The organism is Streptomyces sp. NPDC088732, from assembly GCF_044751205.1.
In the GTDB taxonomy this organism is placed as follows: Bacteria; Actinomycetota; Actinomycetes; order Streptomycetales; family Streptomycetaceae; genus Actinacidiphila.
In genome coordinates, this window is sequence record NZ_JBIVLI010000003.1 from 40,161 (window position 1) to 59,047 (window position 18,887).

Annotated in this window: 14 protein-coding genes; 10 read left to right on the forward strand and 4 right to left on the reverse strand. The window is 70.2% G+C overall.

Annotated elements, in window-relative coordinates; translation table 11 throughout:
• Positions 1-34: 34 nt before the first annotated feature.
• The 3 genes from ACIP9H_RS05680 to ACIP9H_RS05690 all read left to right on the forward strand — a co-directional run bounded on the left by ACIP9H_RS05680 (position 35) and on the right by ACIP9H_RS05690 (position 6,029).
• Positions 35-2,287 carry an alpha-L-rhamnosidase C-terminal domain-containing protein gene (locus tag ACIP9H_RS05680; RefSeq protein ID WP_401957706.1) on the forward strand — a complete coding sequence of 751 codons (2,253 nt, stop codon included), beginning with the start codon at positions 35-37 and terminating at the stop codon, positions 2,285-2,287.
• A gap of 234 nt (positions 2,288-2,521) precedes the next feature.
• The gene (locus ACIP9H_RS05685) at positions 2,522-3,241 is read left to right on the forward strand and encodes an SDR family oxidoreductase (protein WP_401957709.1); all 720 of its coding nucleotides are present in this window, start codon (positions 2,522-2,524) and stop codon (positions 3,239-3,241) included.
• 310 nt (positions 3,242-3,551) lie between these two features.
• The gene (locus ACIP9H_RS05690; RefSeq protein WP_401581395.1) at positions 3,552-6,029 is read left to right on the forward strand and encodes a SpoIIE family protein phosphatase; all 2,478 of its coding nucleotides are present in this window, start codon (positions 3,552-3,554) and stop codon (positions 6,027-6,029) included.
• Here the strand turns inward: ACIP9H_RS05690 and ACIP9H_RS05695 are convergent.
• Complete coding sequence (locus ACIP9H_RS05695) at positions 6,019-6,540, reverse strand: AAA family ATPase (protein WP_401581397.1); 522 nt, start codon at positions 6,538-6,540, stop codon at positions 6,019-6,021. The genes ACIP9H_RS05690 and ACIP9H_RS05695 overlap by 11 nt on opposite strands.
• Positions 6,541-6,830: 290 nt before the next feature.
• On the opposite strand from ACIP9H_RS05695, the gene ACIP9H_RS05700 reads away from it, so the two are divergent.
• Both ACIP9H_RS05700 and ACIP9H_RS05705 read left to right on the forward strand, forming a co-directional pair.
• On the forward strand, positions 6,831-7,988 hold the full coding sequence (locus ACIP9H_RS05700) for a cytochrome P450 (RefSeq protein WP_401581399.1): 1,158 nt from the start codon (positions 6,831-6,833) through the stop codon (positions 7,986-7,988).
• 192 nt (positions 7,989-8,180) lie between these two features.
• Positions 8,181-8,834 carry a class I SAM-dependent methyltransferase gene (locus tag ACIP9H_RS05705; protein ID WP_401581401.1) on the forward strand — a complete coding sequence of 218 codons (654 nt, stop codon included), beginning with the start codon at positions 8,181-8,183 and terminating at the stop codon, positions 8,832-8,834.
• A gap of 109 nt (positions 8,835-8,943) precedes the next feature.
• On the opposite strand, the gene ACIP9H_RS05710 is transcribed toward ACIP9H_RS05705, so the two are convergent.
• Complete coding sequence (locus tag ACIP9H_RS05710) at positions 8,944-9,270, reverse strand: hypothetical protein (RefSeq protein ID WP_401582378.1); 327 nt, start codon at positions 9,268-9,270, stop codon at positions 8,944-8,946.
• A 137-nt stretch (positions 9,271-9,407) separates the two neighbouring features.
• Positions 9,408-9,950 (reverse strand): GNAT family N-acetyltransferase, encoded by a 543-nt coding sequence (locus ACIP9H_RS05715; protein ID WP_401581403.1) that lies wholly within the window; start codon positions 9,948-9,950, stop codon positions 9,408-9,410.
• 223 nt (positions 9,951-10,173) lie between these two features.
• On the opposite strand from ACIP9H_RS05715, the gene ACIP9H_RS05720 reads away from it, so the two are divergent.
• The 5 genes from ACIP9H_RS05720 (at position 10,174) to ACIP9H_RS05740 (ending at position 18,046) form a co-directional block, all read left to right on the forward strand.
• Positions 10,174-10,944: an SDR family NAD(P)-dependent oxidoreductase gene (locus ACIP9H_RS05720; RefSeq protein WP_401581406.1), complete on the forward strand. Its 771-nt coding sequence runs from the start codon at positions 10,174-10,176 to the stop codon at positions 10,942-10,944.
• Positions 10,945-10,997: 53 nt separating this feature from the next.
• The gene (locus ACIP9H_RS05725) at positions 10,998-12,011 is read left to right on the forward strand and encodes an aldo/keto reductase (protein ID WP_401581409.1); all 1,014 of its coding nucleotides are present in this window, start codon (positions 10,998-11,000) and stop codon (positions 12,009-12,011) included.
• Between the two features lie 31 nt (positions 12,012-12,042).
• Positions 12,043-12,465 carry an SRPBCC family protein gene (locus ACIP9H_RS05730; RefSeq protein ID WP_401581411.1) on the forward strand — a complete coding sequence of 141 codons (423 nt, stop codon included), beginning with the start codon at positions 12,043-12,045 and terminating at the stop codon, positions 12,463-12,465.
• 50 nt (positions 12,466-12,515) lie between these two features.
• Positions 12,516-13,427, forward strand: a complete 912-nt coding sequence (locus ACIP9H_RS05735; RefSeq protein ID WP_401581413.1) for a hypothetical protein — start codon at positions 12,516-12,518, stop codon at positions 13,425-13,427.
• Positions 13,428-13,942: 515 nt separating this feature from the next.
• Positions 13,943-18,046 carry a carboxypeptidase regulatory-like domain-containing protein gene (locus ACIP9H_RS05740; protein ID WP_401581415.1) on the forward strand — a complete coding sequence of 1,368 codons (4,104 nt, stop codon included), beginning with the start codon at positions 13,943-13,945 and terminating at the stop codon, positions 18,044-18,046.
• Between the two features lie 150 nt (positions 18,047-18,196).
• Here ACIP9H_RS05740 and ACIP9H_RS05745 read toward each other — a convergent pair whose 3' ends face one another.
• A complete protein-coding gene (locus tag ACIP9H_RS05745) occupies positions 18,197-18,871 on the reverse strand; it encodes an ArsR/SmtB family transcription factor (RefSeq protein ID WP_401581418.1) in 675 nt (224 codons plus the stop codon).
• Between the last annotated feature and the right edge of the window lie 16 nt (positions 18,872-18,887).

Consider the following 18,887-nt stretch of genomic DNA (forward strand, 5'->3'; position numbering starts at 1 on the left):
ACCCTTTCCTTCCCAGGGAGTTCGCACCATGATAATGAAACGATTCAGAAACGAGTCGGGCAGCCGCGGGCACCAGCGGCTGACCGTCGCCGTGGCACTGCTCGCCGCCATGGGTTCCGTCGCCGTGCAGGCCGAGGCCGCGGCACCCCAGGACCCTGCCTGGCACTCCTACGTCCTGGGGCCGGCCACCGCCCAGGTGCCCCCGGTCGACGTCGAGAGCCGGGGCACCGTCTCCCACCTCAACACCCTGGTCAAGGGGAAGGGACAGGCGACGACCCTGACGACGGTCGCCGGCGGCGCACCCGCGTCGGTGCTGCTGGACTTCGGCAAGGACGTCGCGGGCGCCCCCTGGTTCGACGTCACCGCGCTCAGCGGCTCCCCCACGCTCTCGCTGGCCACCTCCGAGGCCCGCCAGTACATCCGCACCCGCGCCGCCACCAGCCTCTCCACAGCGGCAGCCACCGGCGCCACACAGGTGACCGTCGCCTCGGCGGCGAACCTGGAAGTCGGCAACACGATCACCTTCGGCACCGGTGCGAGCGCCCAGACCCGCACCATCACCGCGTTCAACACCACGGCGCGAACCGTCTCGTTCACCCCCGCGCTGACCGCCGGCCTGCCGGCGCAAGCACCCGCGACGTCCGCGCCGGGCGCGCCCAGTTCTGATGAGTCCCGCAGCCTGGCGGGCGTCGGCGGCATCGACACCCTGCAGCCCACGGCGACCGGCCGGGTCTCCGGCAGCTACCACGGCGGCTTCCGCTTCGTACTGCTCACCCTGACCTCGCCGGGCAGCATCTCCCTCTCGGCCGCCGGTGTGGACTTCCAGGGCGTCCGGGCCACCCCCGCGGACTACAAGGGCTGGTTCCTGTCCAGCGACGACGAGCTCAACAAGATGTGGTACTCCGGCGCCTACACGCTGCAGCTGAACCTGAAGCCGGCCGGCCTCAACGGTCTGCTGGACCAGCGGATCTACGACGGCGCCAAGCGGGACCGCAGCATCTGGACCGGCGACCTCCTCGTCCAGGGCCCCACCGCGATGAGCACCCTCGGCGACCTGGGCGCCGGCTACGTGAAGTCCTCGCTCGACGTGCTGCTCGCCACCCAACGAGCGGACGGAGCCATCCCCGGCTCGCCCGACTTCAGCAAGGGCCGGAACCCGGCCGGCTCGCCGCTGTTCTACTCCAACAACTACTCCGGCTACGGCGCACGCGCCGTCATCGACTACTACCGGTACACCGCGGACCGGGACTACGCCGTCAAGGCCCTGCCCGCCCTGCGGGCCGAACTCGCCTACAACGACCGGTCCCTGACGGCGAACAACCTCGTGGCGTCGAACGACCGCGACTTCTGGCAGGCCAGTCAGACCGGCGAGGTCACCAAGTACAGCATCGACTACTACATCCTGCTCAAGGAGATGGCCTGGCTCGAGCGGCAGATCGGCTCCGCCGCCAATGCGGTCGCCGACGACGCCAAGGCCGAGGCGATCAAGCAGGCCGTCAACGCCAGGCTGTGGAACCCGCAGCTGGGCGCCTACGGACAGAGCAGCACCCACCCCGACGTGCTGGTCGAGGACGCCAACTCCCTCGCCCTGCAGTACGGCTTCGTCCCCGCCGACCGGCAAGCCAGCGTCCTCAACGCGCTCAAGACGCTCTGGACCCCGTACGGCGCCATCATGGGCCCCGGTCTGCTCGACCCGACGGGCCACACCATCGAGCCCTTCGGCAACGGCATGGAGACCGCGGGCCGCTTCACCGTCGGCGACGCGGACGGCGCTTTCGACCTGATGCGCCGCACCTGGGGGCCGATGGTCGACGAGGACAATCCGCTGTACACCGGAGGATTCTGGGAGTTCAAGAACAGCAACGGCGGCGTCAACCGCGCCACCGCCAGCCTCGCCCACGGCTGGGCCGCCTCCCCGACCGTCCAGCTCACCGAACAGGTCCTCGGCGTCAGCCCGGTCGACCCCGGCTACGCCACCTGGAACATCAAACCCCACACCGGAGACCTGAAGTGGGCCCAGGGCTCGGTACCGACGAAGTTCGGCGACGTCGCGGTGCAGTGGCAGTCCAACACCAAGACCGAGTGGTTCACCCTCCACGCCGAGACCCCGGAGACCACCGGCGGAACGATCTCCGTCCCCGTCGGTGACCGCGCCGCGGTCACCGTGAACGGCCGGACCGTGTGCACGGCAGGCAGCTGCACCGCCTACCAGGGCACCATCGCCGGCGGCTACGCCCAGCTCACCGTTCCCGGCGGCACGTACGACATCACCGTCAGCCGCGGCTGACGCATCACGGTCCGGTCCCCGCGCGTTCCTCCCCGCGCGCGGGGACCGGGTCCCTCCGGCGGCGCGCCACGGGGTCGGCGCCGGCAGCCCTCGCGACCGGGGTCGATCACCTACGATCGACAGTCAGCAAACCTGACATTTGTCACATAGTGCCATGAACAGCGCTTTTCGAGGGCGAGGCCCCCGTCCTGTTCGCGAACACGTGGCGGACCGGCCCAGCAAGGGAGTGACCCCATGACCCGCAGGCGTTTTCTCATCACGGGCGCCTCCAAAGGCATCGGCCGGGCCCTCGCCGAGCAGCTGGCCGAAGAGGGCCACACTCCGGTGGGCATCGCCCGCAGCGCGCCGAGCTCCTTTCCCGGCGAGTTCCACGAGGCGGACCTCGCCGACCGCGCGGTCACCGATCGGGTCCTGGAGGAGGTGCTGGGTACGGGACCGGTCGACGGCGTGGTCAACAATGTGGCCGCAGTGCGGCCCGCGCCCATCGGGGAGGTCGGGCTGCCGGACCTCGACGCGGTGCTCGACCTGAATGTGCGCACCGCGGTCCAGATCGTGCAGGCCGTCCTCCCCGGGATGACCGAACGATCGTGGGGCCGCGTCGTCAACATCACCAGTCTGGTCACCCTGGGCCTGCCCGATCGCACCTCGTACGGTGCGGCCAAGGGCGCGCTGGAGTTCCTGACGCGGGGGTGGGCCGGCGAGCTGGCCGCGCGGGGGATCACCGTGAACGCCGTCGCGCCCGGCCCCACCGAGACCGAGCTGTTCCAGGAGACCAACCCGCCCGGGTCGGTCTCGGCCGCCCGCTACCTGGCGACCGTGCCCATGGGGCGGCTGGGGCGCCCGGAGGAGCTCGCGGCCGCGATCGCCTTCCTGCTCTCCGACAGGGCGGGCTTCATCACCGGCCAGATCCTGCGCGTCGACGGCGGTGCGAGCCTCGGCCGCAATCGCGCCTGAGGACAGCCGCGGCAGGGGGCTCCGGGCCCGGCGGCGGCGTACGGCGCGCCGAGACCGTCGGGAAGGCGTCCGGTGACGTCCTTGATCAGCCCCGCGGTGCAGCCGAAGCCGGTCGCCATGGGCGCAGCAGAGCACACGCGCCCGGTGAGCCACGGGACGGCCGGCGGCGGGCCGGCTCCACCCAAGCGTGCGGCACCCACCCCCGAAGCTGTCACAAAAGCAACCACTCTCCGGTCTTTCGGGGCAAAGGCGGACAACCATCCGCCGTCATACCGCCGACACCTCCCCAGACCTCCGAGGGCAGCACTCGATGACCATGATGAGCAGCCGCGACGCAGTGACACTCGGTAAGCAGTTGAGCGCGTCCGACGACTTCGACACGGCCATCGCGCTGCTCGACGAGCGAGGGACAGTCGCCGCGTGGACCCACCCCGCCGAACAGCTCGTCGGGTACTCCGCCGGGGACGTCGTCGGCCGGTCCGCGGCACTCGTCCTGCCGTCCTTCACGGAAGCGACAACGACCGCGGCCTTCGTCGAGCGCTGCCGTGCCGAGAACGGCTGGTCAGGGACGACGGCCCTGCGCCATCGGGACGGCCGTGTGCTAGACGTCAGCGTGCGGATCACGATGGTGCGCGGGCAGAAGGGGACAGCCCGGTGGCTCGCGTCCATGACCGAGACCGTGCCATTGTCCGGGGACGCCGTGGACGGAACGGTGCGCGGGCCGCTCCTGGCCCGCGCACCGATCGCTGTCGGTATTCGCGACCGTCACCTGCGCTGCACCTATGTGAACGACATCGCCGAGAGCCACGACGGGGTCTCCCCCGACCGGCGGCTCGGAAGCCGGTTCACCGAAGCCGTGCCCGGTGCCAATGCCGAGGCGATCGAGGCGGTGATGCGGCAGGTCGTCCAGGGCAGTGACGCCAGGATCCACGAGTACCGGACTCGGGAGGAGACCTGCGGGGGCTCGGGCTCCCAGTACGCGGCCTCGTTCCAGTGCCTCCAGGGCGCCGACGGCGAATCGCTGGGGCTGTGTGTGATCAGCGCCGACGTCGCCGCGAGTCGGCAGGTCCGCGACCGGCTCGCCGTCCTCAGCCGGGCCAGCGCGCGACTGGGCAGCACCCTCGACACGATGCAGGCGGGCCAGGAGCTGGCCGACCTCGCCGTGCCCCTGCTCGCCGACTACGTCGCCGTGGACCTGGAGCACTCGGTCTCGTTCGGGGAGGAGCCCCCGCCCGGCGTCGCCCCGGTCGGCAAGCTCCCCACGTTCCGGCGGGCAGGGCTGGCTTCCCTCCGCCACGGCGTGCCGGAATCCCCTTGGGCGCGAGGCGAGTTGATCGAGGTGCCGGCCGATTCGCCCTTCACCGCGGCCGTGCGTGCCGGGAAGTCGCACATACAACCGGTCCTGGCCACCGCTGCCGGCACATGGGCCGACGACGTGCCGGACCTGGCGCACAGGGGCCGCGACCACGGCATGCACTCGATCATGGTCGTGCCCATCCAGGGCCGGCACACCCTGCTGGGCGTCGCACTGTTCGTCCGCACGACGGATCCCGCGCCCTTCGACCATGTCGATCTGCTGCTGGCCGAGGAACTCGTCGGCCGGACCGCCCGGACGCTGGACGCCGCCCGCCGGTACGCCAGTCGCCACACCCTCGCCCTCACGCTCCAACGCCACCTGCTGCCACGCCACTTGACGGGTGGCACGGCGGTCGACGTGGCGTCGCGCTATCTGCCCGCGGACGTGGACCACGGTGTGGGTGGCGACTGGTTCGACGTGATCCCGCTGTCGGGCGCCCGGGTGGCGCTGGTCGTCGGCGATGTGGTGGGGCACGGTCTTCAGGCCGCGGCGGCCATGGGCCGGCTCCGTACCGCCGTCCACACCCTCTCGGGCATGGAACTGCCGCCGGAGGAACTGCTGGCCCACCTCGACGACACGGTGCGGCGGCTGACCGAACAGGACGGCGATCCCCGGGACGGGGCCACACCGGTGGGGGGCGTCGCCACCTGCCTGTACGCCGTCTACGACCCGTCCACCCGCCGCTGCACCATGGCATCGGCGGGGCACCCGCCGCCCGTGGTCGTCGACCCTCAGGGGCGCTTCTCGTATCCCGACCTGCCCACCGGGGCACCTCTGGGTACCGGCCCGGGCGAACCATTCGAGTCCGTGGAACTGGAACTGGAGGAGGGAAGCCTCCTCGCCCTCTACACCGACGGCCTGATCGAAGCCGGCGGCCACGACATCGACGAGGGGATGCACCGGCTCGGCACCGCCCTCGCGCAACCGGGCCGGACCCTGGAGGACCTTTGCGACAACGCAACGCGGAGCGTGCCCGGCCGGACGCCGGGCGACGACGTGACGCTCCTCCTCGTCAGGACCGGATCGCTCAGCCCGAGCCGGGTGCTCTCCACGGCGCTGCCCAGTGACCGGTCGGCCGTGCGCAGCGCCCGGGACCTCGCGGCACGTCAGCTCGCGGAGTGGGGCCTCGAGGATCTCGAGGACGCGACGAAACTGATCGTCAGCGAACTCGTCACCAATGCGATTCGCCACACCTCCGGGCACATCGAGCTGCGGCTCATCCGGCACCAGGTCCTCACGTGCGAGGTGTCCGACGCCGGGCCGTGCATTCCGCGCCCGCGCCAGGCATGCACCACGGACGAGCACGGCCGCGGCCTGTCCCTCGTCACCAGCCTGTCCCGCAAGTGGGGCTCCCGTCCCGTCCCCGGCGGCAAGGTGGTCTGGGTCGACCAGGACCTCCCCGACGCGCGGCGCGCGGGCCTCAGCCGCTGACGGCCTCCGCGATCCGCCGGGCGGCCTCGGCGGGCGTGAGGTACGTGGTGTCGACGACCTCGGCCTCGGCGTGCAGCCATGTGCGGGCCGCCTCGGCGTAGGGCTCGAGATACCGCAGCCGGAAGGGCGAGGGGCCGAGCAGAGTGTCCCCCTCGATGCGGCCGCGAAGGGTGTCCTGGTCGGCATGGAGCACGAAGTGCCGTACCGGGACGGCGTGCCGCTCCAGTCCCGAGCTGATCTCGCGCCAGTACTCCTCGACCAGGACCGTCATGGGCACCACCAGAGTGCCGCCGGTGTAGTCGAGCACACGGCGGGCAGTCTCCACCACGAGCGGCCGCCACGGCGGCCAGTGCTGGAAGTTGTCCGTCGCGGGCAGCCCCGGCTTGATGTCCATGAGCGTCTCGCCGACCTTCTCGGCGTCGAACACCCGCGAATCCGGGATCAGTTGCTGCACCAGCCCACTGGTCGTCGTCTTGCCCGCGCCGTGGGTGCCGTTGAGCCATACGATCATGGGCCCCCACGCTAGTGCACTGGCCGGAAGCTTTCCTCATGTATTCGCTTTACCCAACAGCGAAAGCGAAAGCGAAGGCGACCAACCCGTATGCACACGACGGCACAACACGCAAGGCACCAGGACATTCGGGCAGTTCCTCGCCGAAAATGCGAAGGGATTGATGAAAGAGTAGTGTTTTCGAGGGCGCCAACACCGTGGATACACAATGCGTTGCGATAGTCACCGCTCGCAAGATCTGTCCGACGTGCTGGACAGCGCCTGGCCAGTGGGGCGAGAGGGGGCCCTGGATGAGCACGATCGAGATGCTCAGGTTCCGACGCGATCCGTTGGGGTTCATCGAGGACTTCTCTCACCGCAGTCCGTCGGGAGTATTCCGTCTGCCGTGGGGCACCTGGTGTGTGGGCGATTCGGACCTGGCGCTCATGGTGCTCCGCGACCCGGTCTTCAACGCGGAGAGGTCCACCTTCTTCGGGGACCTGCTGCCCTCGAGGTCAGCCCAGACCGAGTTCGGCCGCGCCGTACGAAAACTGATGCGGACGCGTTTGCCCGAATACCGGGACAACGTGGCCAGGGCCGTGGCGGGACTGCCCGAGACCAGTCATTGGCCGGCAGCCGGAACCAGGTTGGCGCACCAGTGCACTGCGGACATGCTCCTGCACCCCCATGTCTCACCACCGTTGCACCGGTTGATGGAGCACGCCGTACGCGTCGGCATATTGCTGCGCGCCCCCCGCCTGACGCAGCGGGCACGAGTGGAGATGCTGCGCCCGAAGCTGAAGCGAGCTCTGACCGAGCACGTGACACTTCGCCGGGAAGAAGGCATCCGCGCCGACGAGCCGCGCGACATGCTGGACACCGCGATCGGCGCGTGCCCCACCGAAGTCACCAGCCGTGCCCTGGCTGAGCTGTACTTGCAGATGTACTCGGCAATCGTCGAGACCGTCGGCCACTCGGTGGCGTGGTCACTGCTGCTGGCCTGCCTCCACAACACTCCGGGTTCCCCATGGCCATGGTCCGCCGACTGGATCGTCCGCGAGGCCGCACGCCACCGTCCGGTGGTCTGGATGGTCGGCCGCCCGGTCCCCCACCCCATCGAATTCGGCGGGATCTCCTTCCAGGCCGGCGCGGTCCTGTCTGTCAGCCCCTACCTCTTGCACCATGACACAAGCCGCTGGGCCCAGCCGGACATGTTCCGGCCGCAGCGCTGGGGCGAAACGGGTGAACACGGCCCCTACCTGCCCTACAGCGCCGGCCCGTTCATCTGCGCCGGAGCGGCGGTCGCGCACACCATGATCGTCGACACCGTGACCGCCCTCATGAGCGACGCACATCTCACTGTCACAGGCGGCAACATGTCCCCCTTCGTGACCAACGCCGCGATCTGCCGCCCCTTCGCCCTCCACCGAACCACCAAGACTCCCGCTCACACGCTTGAGAGGAGGTGAACAACCATGATCGCTGCTATCCGGCGCATCATCAGGAACACCCCCGTCTCCAACTGGGACCCGTCCTGGGGGTGACCCTGGCTGAGTGGCCTGCACGCCGAACGAAAGCGCGTGCAGGCCACTCGCCTTGACCCGCGACTCGGGTATGCCCGGCGAACTCTCCGGGTCTCGCGGAGGTCTAGGGTCGGCCGCATGGCTGAGCCCTCCTATCTGACCGCCGTCCGCGCGTCGTACGACACCGTCGCCGCCGCCTACGTCGAACGCGTGCCGCCTCCAGGCGCGATGGACCCGCTGTCGCGCGCGATGCTGGCGGCATTCGCCGAACTCGTACGGACGGACGGTCCGAGGCCGGTCGCGGACCTGGGATGCGGGCCCGGCCGTGTGACGGCGCACCTGGCCGCGCTGGGAGTGTCCGCCTTCGGCGTCGATCTGTCACCGAAGATGATCGAGCTGGCCCGCCACGCCTATCCGGAGCTGCGGTTCACCGAGGGCTCGATGACCGCGCTGGAGAGCGAAGACGACGAGCTCGGCGGCATCCTGGCCTGGTACTCCACCCACCACACGCCCCCGCGGTGGCTGCCGGCGGTGTTCGCCGAGTTCCACCGCACGCTCGCGCCCGGCGGACACCTGCTCTGGGGGGACTACACCGGCGATGAACTGCTGCAGCGGACGCACGGTTACGGCCATCCCGTGTCCTTCGAGTCGCACCTGCTGCCCCTGAACCGCATGATCGGCCTGCTGGAACAGGCCGGACTCGTCGTCACCGCGAAGCTGGAGCAGGAGCCCGGCGGCCGGGTGAGCAGACCGCACGCCTGCCTCCTGGCCCGCAAGCCCGAAAAGCCCTGACGGGCCCGTTCCGGCGGCGAGGCGGCAATCCACCGAGCCCGCCGGCGATACCGGTGCGGGCGACCAGCAGCGCCGTCCTGGGCAGGGAGCGGGGGCTCCGCACCGGTGCTCAGCGCGCAGGCAGTGGAAGCGCCACCCGTCGCCCCTGCCCGAGCTCCTCGGCCTTGTCGTCACTGACGACCGCGACGGTCCCCGCAGGGACCCCGGGCAACGCGGCGACGCGGGAGGCCACCGTCAGGAGATCCCCCTCACCGGCTCCGGCGACGAAGAAGACGTAGACATCCCCGTCCTCCTCTCCCTCGTCGAAGACTTCCATGTGACCTTGGTCTTCGAGAACTGACAAGAAGTCCTCGACCTCCTCGATCCAAGGAAACGGATAGGAGCCGTCCGGCAGGTCGGGCGTCGGCAGCAACGGGACATGGATCTCAACAACCATGGTGGGCACGAAGACATCCTGCCCACAGAGCCTACGGCCGGCTCAACCAGGGCGGAGCCGGGTCACCGGCCCTGCTGAGGGCGCGGACGGGTCCGCTGTGACCCCACCGGCGGCCCAGCGGCCGATTCGGCCGGTGGTCAGCGCTGGTCACGGCCTTCCCGCAGCCGGTTCGCCTGCGCGATCGCGGGGTGCACCAGGTCGCGCTGGTACCAGGTGCCCGGATTACCGCCGAGGTGGGCCGGGTCGACAGGACCGACGGGGACGAACCCGGCTTTGGTCAGCACCCTTTGGGACGCGGCATTCCGGAGGACGGTGGCCGCTCGCAGGGTGCGCAACCCGTACTGGTCCGCCGCCAGTCGGCACAGCTCCCGGACGGTTGCGGTCGCCACGCCCCCGCCGGTCGCGCGCTGCGCGACCCGGTAGCCGAGTTCCGCACGGTGGTCTTCGATGTCGACCAGGTTGAACCTGCCGAGCACCGAGCCGTCCTCGGCGGCGAGCACGTGGAAGGCGCAGACGCCGGCCTCCTGCTCGGCCAGCAAAGCGTTGAACCGGTCGGTGAACCGGTCGAAGAAGTCGTCGCCGCGGTCGGGGACCGAGGCGGCGAAGTAGGCGCGGTTCGCCAGCTCGAAGGCGAGCACCGCCGGGGCATGGCGGGCGTGCAGCCGCTGCAACTCGGGCATTGCCCGACCCTACCCGGATGGTGCGCCGAGGCGACCCGGTTTTCTCCTGCGCAGACAGCCTCACGCTCCCCGCGAATTCCGCTGCCGAGATGCGGGTCCGAGGCATGCGTACCTACGATCGAAGAGGGGCACATGTGGGCCGCTGACCAGGTCCGATGTCACCTCTCACAGCACCCCGCACCCCGGCGGACAGCCGGCGCGGGGTGGGCAGGGAAGGCCGAAGATGATCGACTTGCATGGCCGCAGCGCCTTGGTCACGGGATCGACCTCGGGAATCGGTGAGGCCATCGCCCGGAAGCTCGGCGATGTCGGAGCTGATGTGGTGGTCAACGGGCGCAAGGCCGACCGGGTGGACGAGGTGGCGAAGGATCTGGGCGCCCGTGGCGTCACCGGGGATGTCGGCACCGCACAGGGGGTCGCGGATCTGGTGGATCAGCTGCCGGACGTCGACATTCTCGTGAACAGCGCCGGCGTCTTCGGCACCACGCCCGTATTCGAGATCGAGGACGACGACTGGTTGAGGCTGTTCGAGGTCAACGTGCTCTCCGGGATACGGCTGACGCGGCACTATGCGCCACGCATGGTGGCCCGGGGCTGGGGTCGTGTCATTTTCGTCAGCAGCGAGGCGGGGGTGCAGACCCCGACGGAGATGGTGCACTACGGCGTGACGAAGTCCGCGCAATTGGCGTTGTCGCGGGGCACCGCTCAAGAGGTTGCCGGGACCGGTGTCACGGTGAACTGCGTGCTTCCGGGGCCGACCCTGACCAGGGGTGTGGAATCGATGCTGTCGCAGCTGTATCCGGATCTGTCCGACGAGGACCGCGAGCGCCGGTACGTGGCCGGTGGCCGGGCGTCGACGTCCCTGCTCAAGCGTCTGATACGCCCTGAGGAGATAGCCAGTCTCGTGACCTACGTGGCGTCTGACGAGGCGTCGGCCACCACCGGTGCGGCCTTGAGCGTGGACGGCGGTCTGGTGCCCACCATTTTCCCCTGAGTTCTCCCCCTGACCTGCGCGGTCGAAGTCCGCGCCATCGGAAGGGACACGTTGTGAAACTCGAACAGATCCTCCCGGCGCACCTGGGATTCGGATGCGCGCCGCTGGGAAACATGTTCCGCTCGGTTCCCGAGGACGAGGCCGCCGCCACCGTCGACGCGGCCTGGGACCAGGGCACCCGATACTTCGACACCGCACCGTTCTACGGCTCCGGACTGTCGGAAATACGTCTGGGCAAGGCCTTGTCCGGTCGCCCGCGCGACGACTACGTGCTCAGCACCAAGGTCGGCCGCGTCATCCTGGACGAGAAGGAGGATCCCAGCGCACGTGATCTCGGTGAGAAGGGCAACCTCTTCGCCCACGGACGCCCGAACAAAATGCTTCACGTATGGACCGCGGACGCCACGAAACGCTCCATCGACGACAGCCTGAAGCGCCTGCAGACCGACCGCCTGGACATCGTGTGGGTGCACGACATCGCCCAGGACTTCCACGGCGACATGTGGCTGCAGAAAATCGAGGAAGCCCGCACGGGCGCCTTCCGCGTCCTCACGAAGTTGCGCGACGAAGGCGTCATCAAGGCCTGGGGACTCGGCGTCAACCGCACCGAACCCATCGAGATCACCCTGGCCCTCGAAGAACCCCAGCCCGACGGGTTCCTGCTCGCCGGCCGCTACTCGCTCCTCGACCACGCACACGCCCTGCAGCGGCTGCTGCCCATGGCCGAGGAACAAGGTGTCGGGATGGTCGTCGGAGGCCCCTACAGCTCCGGCATCCTCGCCGGTGGCACCCACTTCGAATACGTCACCGCCCCACCCGACATCGTGGCCAAGGTCGCGCGGCTCAAAGAACTCACCGACAGGCACTGCATCGGCATCAAGGCCGCCGCCCTGCACTTCTCCCTCGCACACCCCGTCGCCAGAGCCGCCATCCCCGGCGCGACCCGGCCCGCCCACACCATCGAGGACCACGCCGCACTCAACGAGAAGGTACCGGCCGACTTCTGGACCGACCTGCGCGCTTCCGGCCTGGTCAGCCCCGCGGCCCCCCTGCCCGGCGGAGCGTGAGCGACCCCCGCCCCACGATTCTGGAGGAGCGATGGCATCGACATCCGTCAGCAGAGTCGTCCCGGCCACTCCCGCACGCGTGTGGGAAGTCGTCGGCGGCTTCGGATCACTGTCCGACTGGCTGCCCTACATCCCCGAAAGCACCTTCTCGGAAGGCGGCCGCGTACGGCATCTGAAGAACCCCGACGGCGAAACCATCGTGGAGCGCCTGATGGCGTTCGACGAGGAACACCGCTACTACAGCTACCACATCGTGCAGGCACCGTTCCCCGTCGTCGACTACCTGTCCACCCTGCGGGTCTACGAGATCAGCGGCAACGAGAACGCGGCCGAGGTCCAGTGGTCCGGCCGCTTCGTCCCCAAGGCCGGTGCCACGGACGACGAGGTCGTCGACCTCTTCACCGGCATCTACCGAGACGGCCTGGAAGCCCTGCACAAGACGCTCGGGGGCTGAGGGCCGTCCCACCGCCGGCCACGATTGGGCGGTCTGGCACGATCGCCGCTGTGACCGTACGCATGGACACCGCGGACTGGGCCCGGCTGTTCCACGCCCTGGGGCCCGCGTCCGACACGCCACGGCATCTGGAAGCGCTCCTCGGCGATGACCCAAAAGCGTTCGTCGACGGGTACACACACCTCTGGTCGACGACGATTCGTCGCGACGGCAGGGTTTGGCCCGCGACGGCCCCAACCGCGTTGCTGGTCAGCCGGTTCCTGGACGATGCGTCGCTGTGGCCGGACGATCCCTCGATGCCGGATGCCGTGCTCGCCTACCTGTACAAGGTCGGCGTCGCCGCCGATCTCGGCGACAAGGCCGCGGAGATCCGGGCCCGGGTGGCGGGCCGTGCGTCCGATCTGCGGGACTGGACGGCCGTCCACCTGTCGGCCGATGCCGACGGCCGGGCCCGGATGTGGGAGGACGGCGCAGGCCTGGGCGAGCTCGTTCTCGACCAGGCGGCGGTCGCCTGCTTCGACGTGGTTCCCGAGATCCTGGCACGAGTGCTGCCGCACCTGGCTTCGGGACGTACCAGGCGCAGGACGTGCGCAGCCGCTGCCGTCGGTGCACTGGCCCGGCATCCCTCGGCATCGGCGGTGCGGCCGGCGCTCGTGGAGCAGTTGGCTTCGATGGCCCGGGACGCCGATTCCCCCTACGACGTGGCTACCGTTCTGATCGCCATCGGCCAACTCGGCGGCGACACATGGGGCTGGCTCGGGCACCCGCATGCGGGCGTGCAAGGCTGCGCCGCCCTGGCGCCCGGGCTTGCCGGCGACGAGACGGCGGCCCAGGTCCTGCGGGAACTGGCACGGTCACCCCAGGCGTTCACCGAGTCGTTCGGCGACATGGCCCCGCCCTTGCAATTCCAGTCCGTGCCCTACCAGGACCTGCTCGCGCAGGGGTTCGTTCGACCGGGCTGAAGCGCCGGCAGGCGTCCGGCACCCGCTCGCCGCGGCCCGGGCGCACCTGCGGCCTCACGGCCGGGTGCCGAGGCCGCCCCGGGCCGAACCAGGCCCCAGCACAGGCAACTTGCGCACAAGCGCACATCACGCCGGAAACAACTCCGGCGGCGTTGCCGACCCTGGCGACTTCCCGTCGTGTGTCGTATTCACGCCCACAATACTTTCCGTGAACATTCATAGGCCACGGAAATCTGGTGTTCACGTAACGAACACATGAAGACACGCATTCCGCCCTGAACCTTCAGAAATCCCAGCTCACGTGATCCGTTCCAGCAACGACTCCCTCACGCACCGTCACCAACGCTGCCCAGCCTCCCCATTGACATGCTCAGGACTGATCTCGCTAATGGGCCCGGGTGAACGCCACGGCGTCCACCGCCGCCCGCGAGCCGTACACGGCTCGATCCCAGCAAGCACGCATGGGAGTTACGTTGCGCAGACCAGCGAGAACCAGAAACCCTGTCCGCCGGACGGTGACCAGGGGCCTGGCCGTCCTCGGCGCCGCCGCCATGGCGGTGCTCGGAGTGCAGGCACCGGCGTTAGCCACGGCTGTCGCGGACACACACTCCGCCACCCCGGCCGCCGCCGGCCGCGCGTCCTTCGAACCGACCTGTGACACACCCAAGCCCGGCCAGTTCAGCTGCTTCGCCCTGCGCCGCACCGATGTGAAGGCGTCCAAGGGCCTGATGCCGGCGGCAGAGACGCCGGCCGGCTACGGCGCCACCGACCTGCAGAGCGCCTACGACCTGCCCACCGACGGCGGCGGCGGGCAGACCGTCGCCATCGTGGACGCCTTCGACGACCCGACCGCCGAGGCGGACCTCGCCGTCTACCGTGCGCAGTACGGACTGCCGGCCTGCACCACCGACAACGGCTGCTTCCGCAAGGTGGACCAGCGCGGCGGGACCAACTACCCCACGCCGGACCCCGGCTGGGCCGGTGAGATCTCGCTCGACCTCGACATGGTCTCCGCGATCGCGCCCAACGCGCACATCCTGCTGGTCGAGGCCGACGACAACAGCTTCGAGAGCCTGTCCGCCGCCGTCGACCAGGCGGTCGCCCTCGGCGCGAAGTACGTCTCGAACTCCTACGGCACCGACTACCGCGGCGGGAACGGCGAGGACCCGTCCGAGACCACGGACCTGGACGCGCACTACAACCACCCCGGCGTGGCGATCACCGCGTCCACCGGTGACTACGGCTACGGCGTGAGCTACCCGGCCGCCTCGCAGTACGTCACCGCGGTCGGCGGCACCACGCTGACCCGCGCGCCGTCCACGACCCGCGGCTGGACCGAGGCCGCCTGGAACCTCGCCGGTTCGGGCTGCTCGCTGTACGAGCCCAAGCCCGCCTTCCAGCACGACACCGGCTGTGACAACCGGGCGCTGGCCGACGTCTCCGCCGTCGCGGAGGACGTGGCGGTCTACCAGACCTACGGCCACAACGGCTGGGCGGTCTACGGCGGCACCAGCGTCTCGTCGCCCATCATCGCCTCGGTGTACGCGGCCGCCGGCACCCCCGTCGCCGGCTCGTACCCGAACGCCTACCCGTACGCCGCGGGCACCGGGATCAACGACATCACCACCGGCAGCAACGGCAACTGCTCCCCGGCGTACCTCTGCACCGGCGGCACCGGCTACGACGGCCCGACCGGTCTCGGCACCCCGGCCGGTCTGTCGGCGTTCCGCAGCGGCCCGCACGGCGTCATCACCGGCAGCGTGACCGACAGCGCCACCGGCAAGGCGATCGCCGGCGCGACCGTCACCGCGGGCGACAGCGTCGCCCACACCGACGCCACGGGCGCGTACTCCCTGACCGTCGCCACCGGCACCTACGACATCTCCGTCGAGGCGTTCGGCTACTCCGACGGCTCGGCCGACGACGTCGCGGTCGACGACGACGCCACGGTGACCAAGAACTTCACCCTCGCCGCGGTGCCCAGCCAGACGATCGCCGGCAAGGTCACCGACGGCTCCGGCCACGGCTGGCCGCTGTACGCCAAGATCACCGCGGACGGCGTCCCCGGCGCGGTCTGGACCGACCCGGCCACCGGTTCGTACAGCCTGGAACTGCCCCAGGGGCACTCCTACACGCTGCACGTCGCCTCGGCCACCGCCGGATACCAGGCCGTCAGCAAGACGATCACCGTCGGCGGCTCCGCGCAGACGGTGGGCATCTCGGTCCCGGTCGACTCCTGGACGGGCACTCCGCCCGGCTACCGGATCGACGTGACCGGCACCAACGAGCCGTTCGACGCCACCGACGCCCCGCCCGCCGGCTGGAAGGTGGAGAACGCCGAGGGCACCACGGGCGGCTGGGAGTTCGACGACCCGGGCAGCCGCGGCAACCGCACCGGCGGTGACGGCGGATTCGCCGTCGCCGACAGCGACCACTTCGGCGGCGGGGCCACGCAGGACTCCTCGCTGCTCAGCCCGGTCTACGACTTCACCGGGAAGAACGACCCCGAGGTGGCCTTCAGCACCGAGTACAAGTCGTACAACAACCAGTCGGCGACCGTCGAGGCGACGGCCGACGGCGGCAGCACCTGGACCAAGATCTGGTCCGCCGGTCCGGACGTCACCGGTGACCGGATCGAGGCCTCGCTGTCCGACTTCGCCGGCAAGCCGGCGGTGCAGCTGCGCTTCCACTTCACCAGCAGCTTCGGATGGTGGTGGTCCGTCGACAACGTTTTCGTCGGCAACCGTCAGCTCACTCCCGTCCCCGCCGGCCTGGTCGTGGGCAACGTGACCGACGCCAACAGCGGTGACGGCATCGTCGGAGCCACCGTCACCAGCCAGGACAAGCCGTCCGAGAAGGCCATCACGGTCGCCACGCCCGACGACCCGAACCTGCCCGACGGCTTCTACTCGTTCGTCTCCACCGCCTTCGGCAGCCACCCCTTCACCGCGGCCAAGGCCAAGTACACCTCGCTGACCAAGAACGCCAAGACCGGGGCCGACAGCGCCGTCCAGGCGAACTTCAAGCTCAAGGCCGGCAAGGTCACGATCACTCCCGCCTCCGTCTCGGCGTCCGTCGCCTGGGGCGGCTCCGCGTCGCAGAAGCTGACCGTCAAGAACACCGGTGGCGCGGCCGCCACGGTCAAGCTCGGCGAGCAGTCCGGCGGCTTCACCCAGCAGGACAAGGGCGCCGCCCTGCGCACCGTCAAGGGTGACTACACCGCACTGTCCAGCAAGGCCCACGCGTCGTCCGCCAAGGCCGCGCCGTCCGCCGCGACCCCGGCCGACGACGCTTGGCAGACGGCCCCGGACCTCCCGACCGCCCTCATGGACAACGCCGTCGACACCCTCGACGGCAAGCTCTACTCGGCCTTCGGGTACAACGGCTCGACCGACGTCAAGGACCTGTACGTCCTCGACCCGGTCGCCGGCAGCTGGACGAAGCTGGCGAGCGCGTCCGACACCCGTGAGGACCCCGCGCACGGCTTCATCGACGGCAAGCTCTACGCCGTCGGCGGCTGGGGCCCGAGCGGCGCCCCTGACGCGAAGCTGGAGATCTACAACCCGCAGTCGAACAGCTGGACCACCGGTGCGTCCGCGCCCAAGCCGTACGCCGGCTCCGGCACGGCCGTCCTCGACGGCAAGCTGTACATGATCGGTGGCTGCGGCGCCGACTTCTGCGGCACCACGGACGCCAGCGTCTACGACGCGAGCACCGACAGCTGGTCCCAGATCGCCGCCTACCCCGAGGCCATCTCGTGGGAGGCGTGCGGCGCCATCGACGGCCAGATCTACTGCGCCGGTGGTCTGGGCGGCAACGAGAACGACGTCGTCCACACCTACTCCTACGACCCGGGCGCCAACAGCTGGACGCAGCTCGCCGACGTGCCGGCCGCCCAGTGGGGTTCCTCGTACGCCGCCGCCAACGGCCGTCTGATCCTGGTCGGCGGTGTCGGCAACAACGCCCTCACCAACCGCAGCCAGGCCTTCGACCCGAAGTCCGGCACCTGGGGCACCCTGCCCAACGCCAACGTCGCCACCTACCGCGGCGGCGGCGCGCCCGGCTTCTACAAGGCCGGCGGCGGCAACGCCCCCGGCTCGCCGATCAGCAAGGTCGAGGTGCTGCCCGGCTACGACCAGGGCGGCGCGAGCGACGTCGACTGGCTCGCGGAGAGCGTCCAGCAGCTCACCCTGCAGCCCGGCGCGAGCGCGGTCGTCACCGTCTCGCTCGACGCCACGGCCGCCTCGATCACCCAGCCCGGCGACCTGACCGCCGGTCTGAGCGTGGGCACCGACACGCCGTACTCCGTGCCGCGCATCCCGGTCGCCCTGCATGTCGCACCGCCCAAGACCTGGGGGAAGATCGCCGGTCTCGTCCTGGGCAACACGGCCACCGGCGGCACCGCGCCGCTGGCCGGGGCGACCGTCCAGATCGACAGCTGGGCCTCGTCCTACACCCTCACCACGGCCGCGGACGGCACGTACGGGCTGTGGCTCGACGTCCGCAACAACCCGCTCACCGTCATCGTCGCCAAGGACGGCTACCAGCCGACCGTCACGACGATCAAGCTGAAGAAGGGGGAGACGGTCACCGGCAACTTCACGCTGAAGCGCAAGTAGCCGCGGGAAGCGTCGGGAACCGCGCCGGCGGCACCGGAAACGGGCCGCCGGCGCGCCCCGGACGCGAACCCCGTTGAGGCAGGAGGGCCGGCCCCCGAAGGGCCGGCCCTCTCCCGTGGGCGAACCACTCCCGGAGCGCAGGTCGAGTGGTCAGACCGCCGCTCCCAGCAACTCCCGGAACGCCTCGGTCCCTTCGGGCGTCACCTTCACCGCCCGCCCGGAGCCGATGCGCCGCACCCATGTCCGTTCCAACGCCGTGCTGCACAGTGCCGCGCCCAGCGCTCCGGCGAGGTGGGGCCGACGCTCGGTCCAGTCCAGGCAGCTTCGCACCAGAGGCCGCCGGGCACCTGGAGGTTGCTCGAAGCCGAGATGCTCGCTCAGCCATGCCCGGCCCGCCGGGGTGACGGCGAGCCCGGAGTCGGCGGCGACCAGGTCTCGGGCGATCATCGCGTCCGCCAGGGCAACGCCCAGCTGCCCCGCCAGGTGGTCGTAGCAGGTGCGGGCCCGTGCTTCGGCACTGAACCGCACCGATTCCCGCAGATTCTGCGGGCTCGGGGTGTCCGATGCGTACGAGGCGAGGGCTTCGACGAGGGCGGCTGTCTCCGGGTCGGCCAGCCGGACATAGCGGTGCCGGCCCTGGCGTTCCTCGGTCAGCACTCCGCCGGCAATGAGGCGGGAGAGCTGCTCGCTGGCGGTGGAGGCCCGCACCCCTGCGTGCCGGGCAAGCTCGCCTGCGGTCCAGGCGCGTCCGTCGAGCAGCGCCTGGCAGAAGGCGGCCCGGGTGCGGTCGGCGAACAGGGCGGCGGTCTCGGCGAGTGGGGGCACAAGGTCATGATGCCGC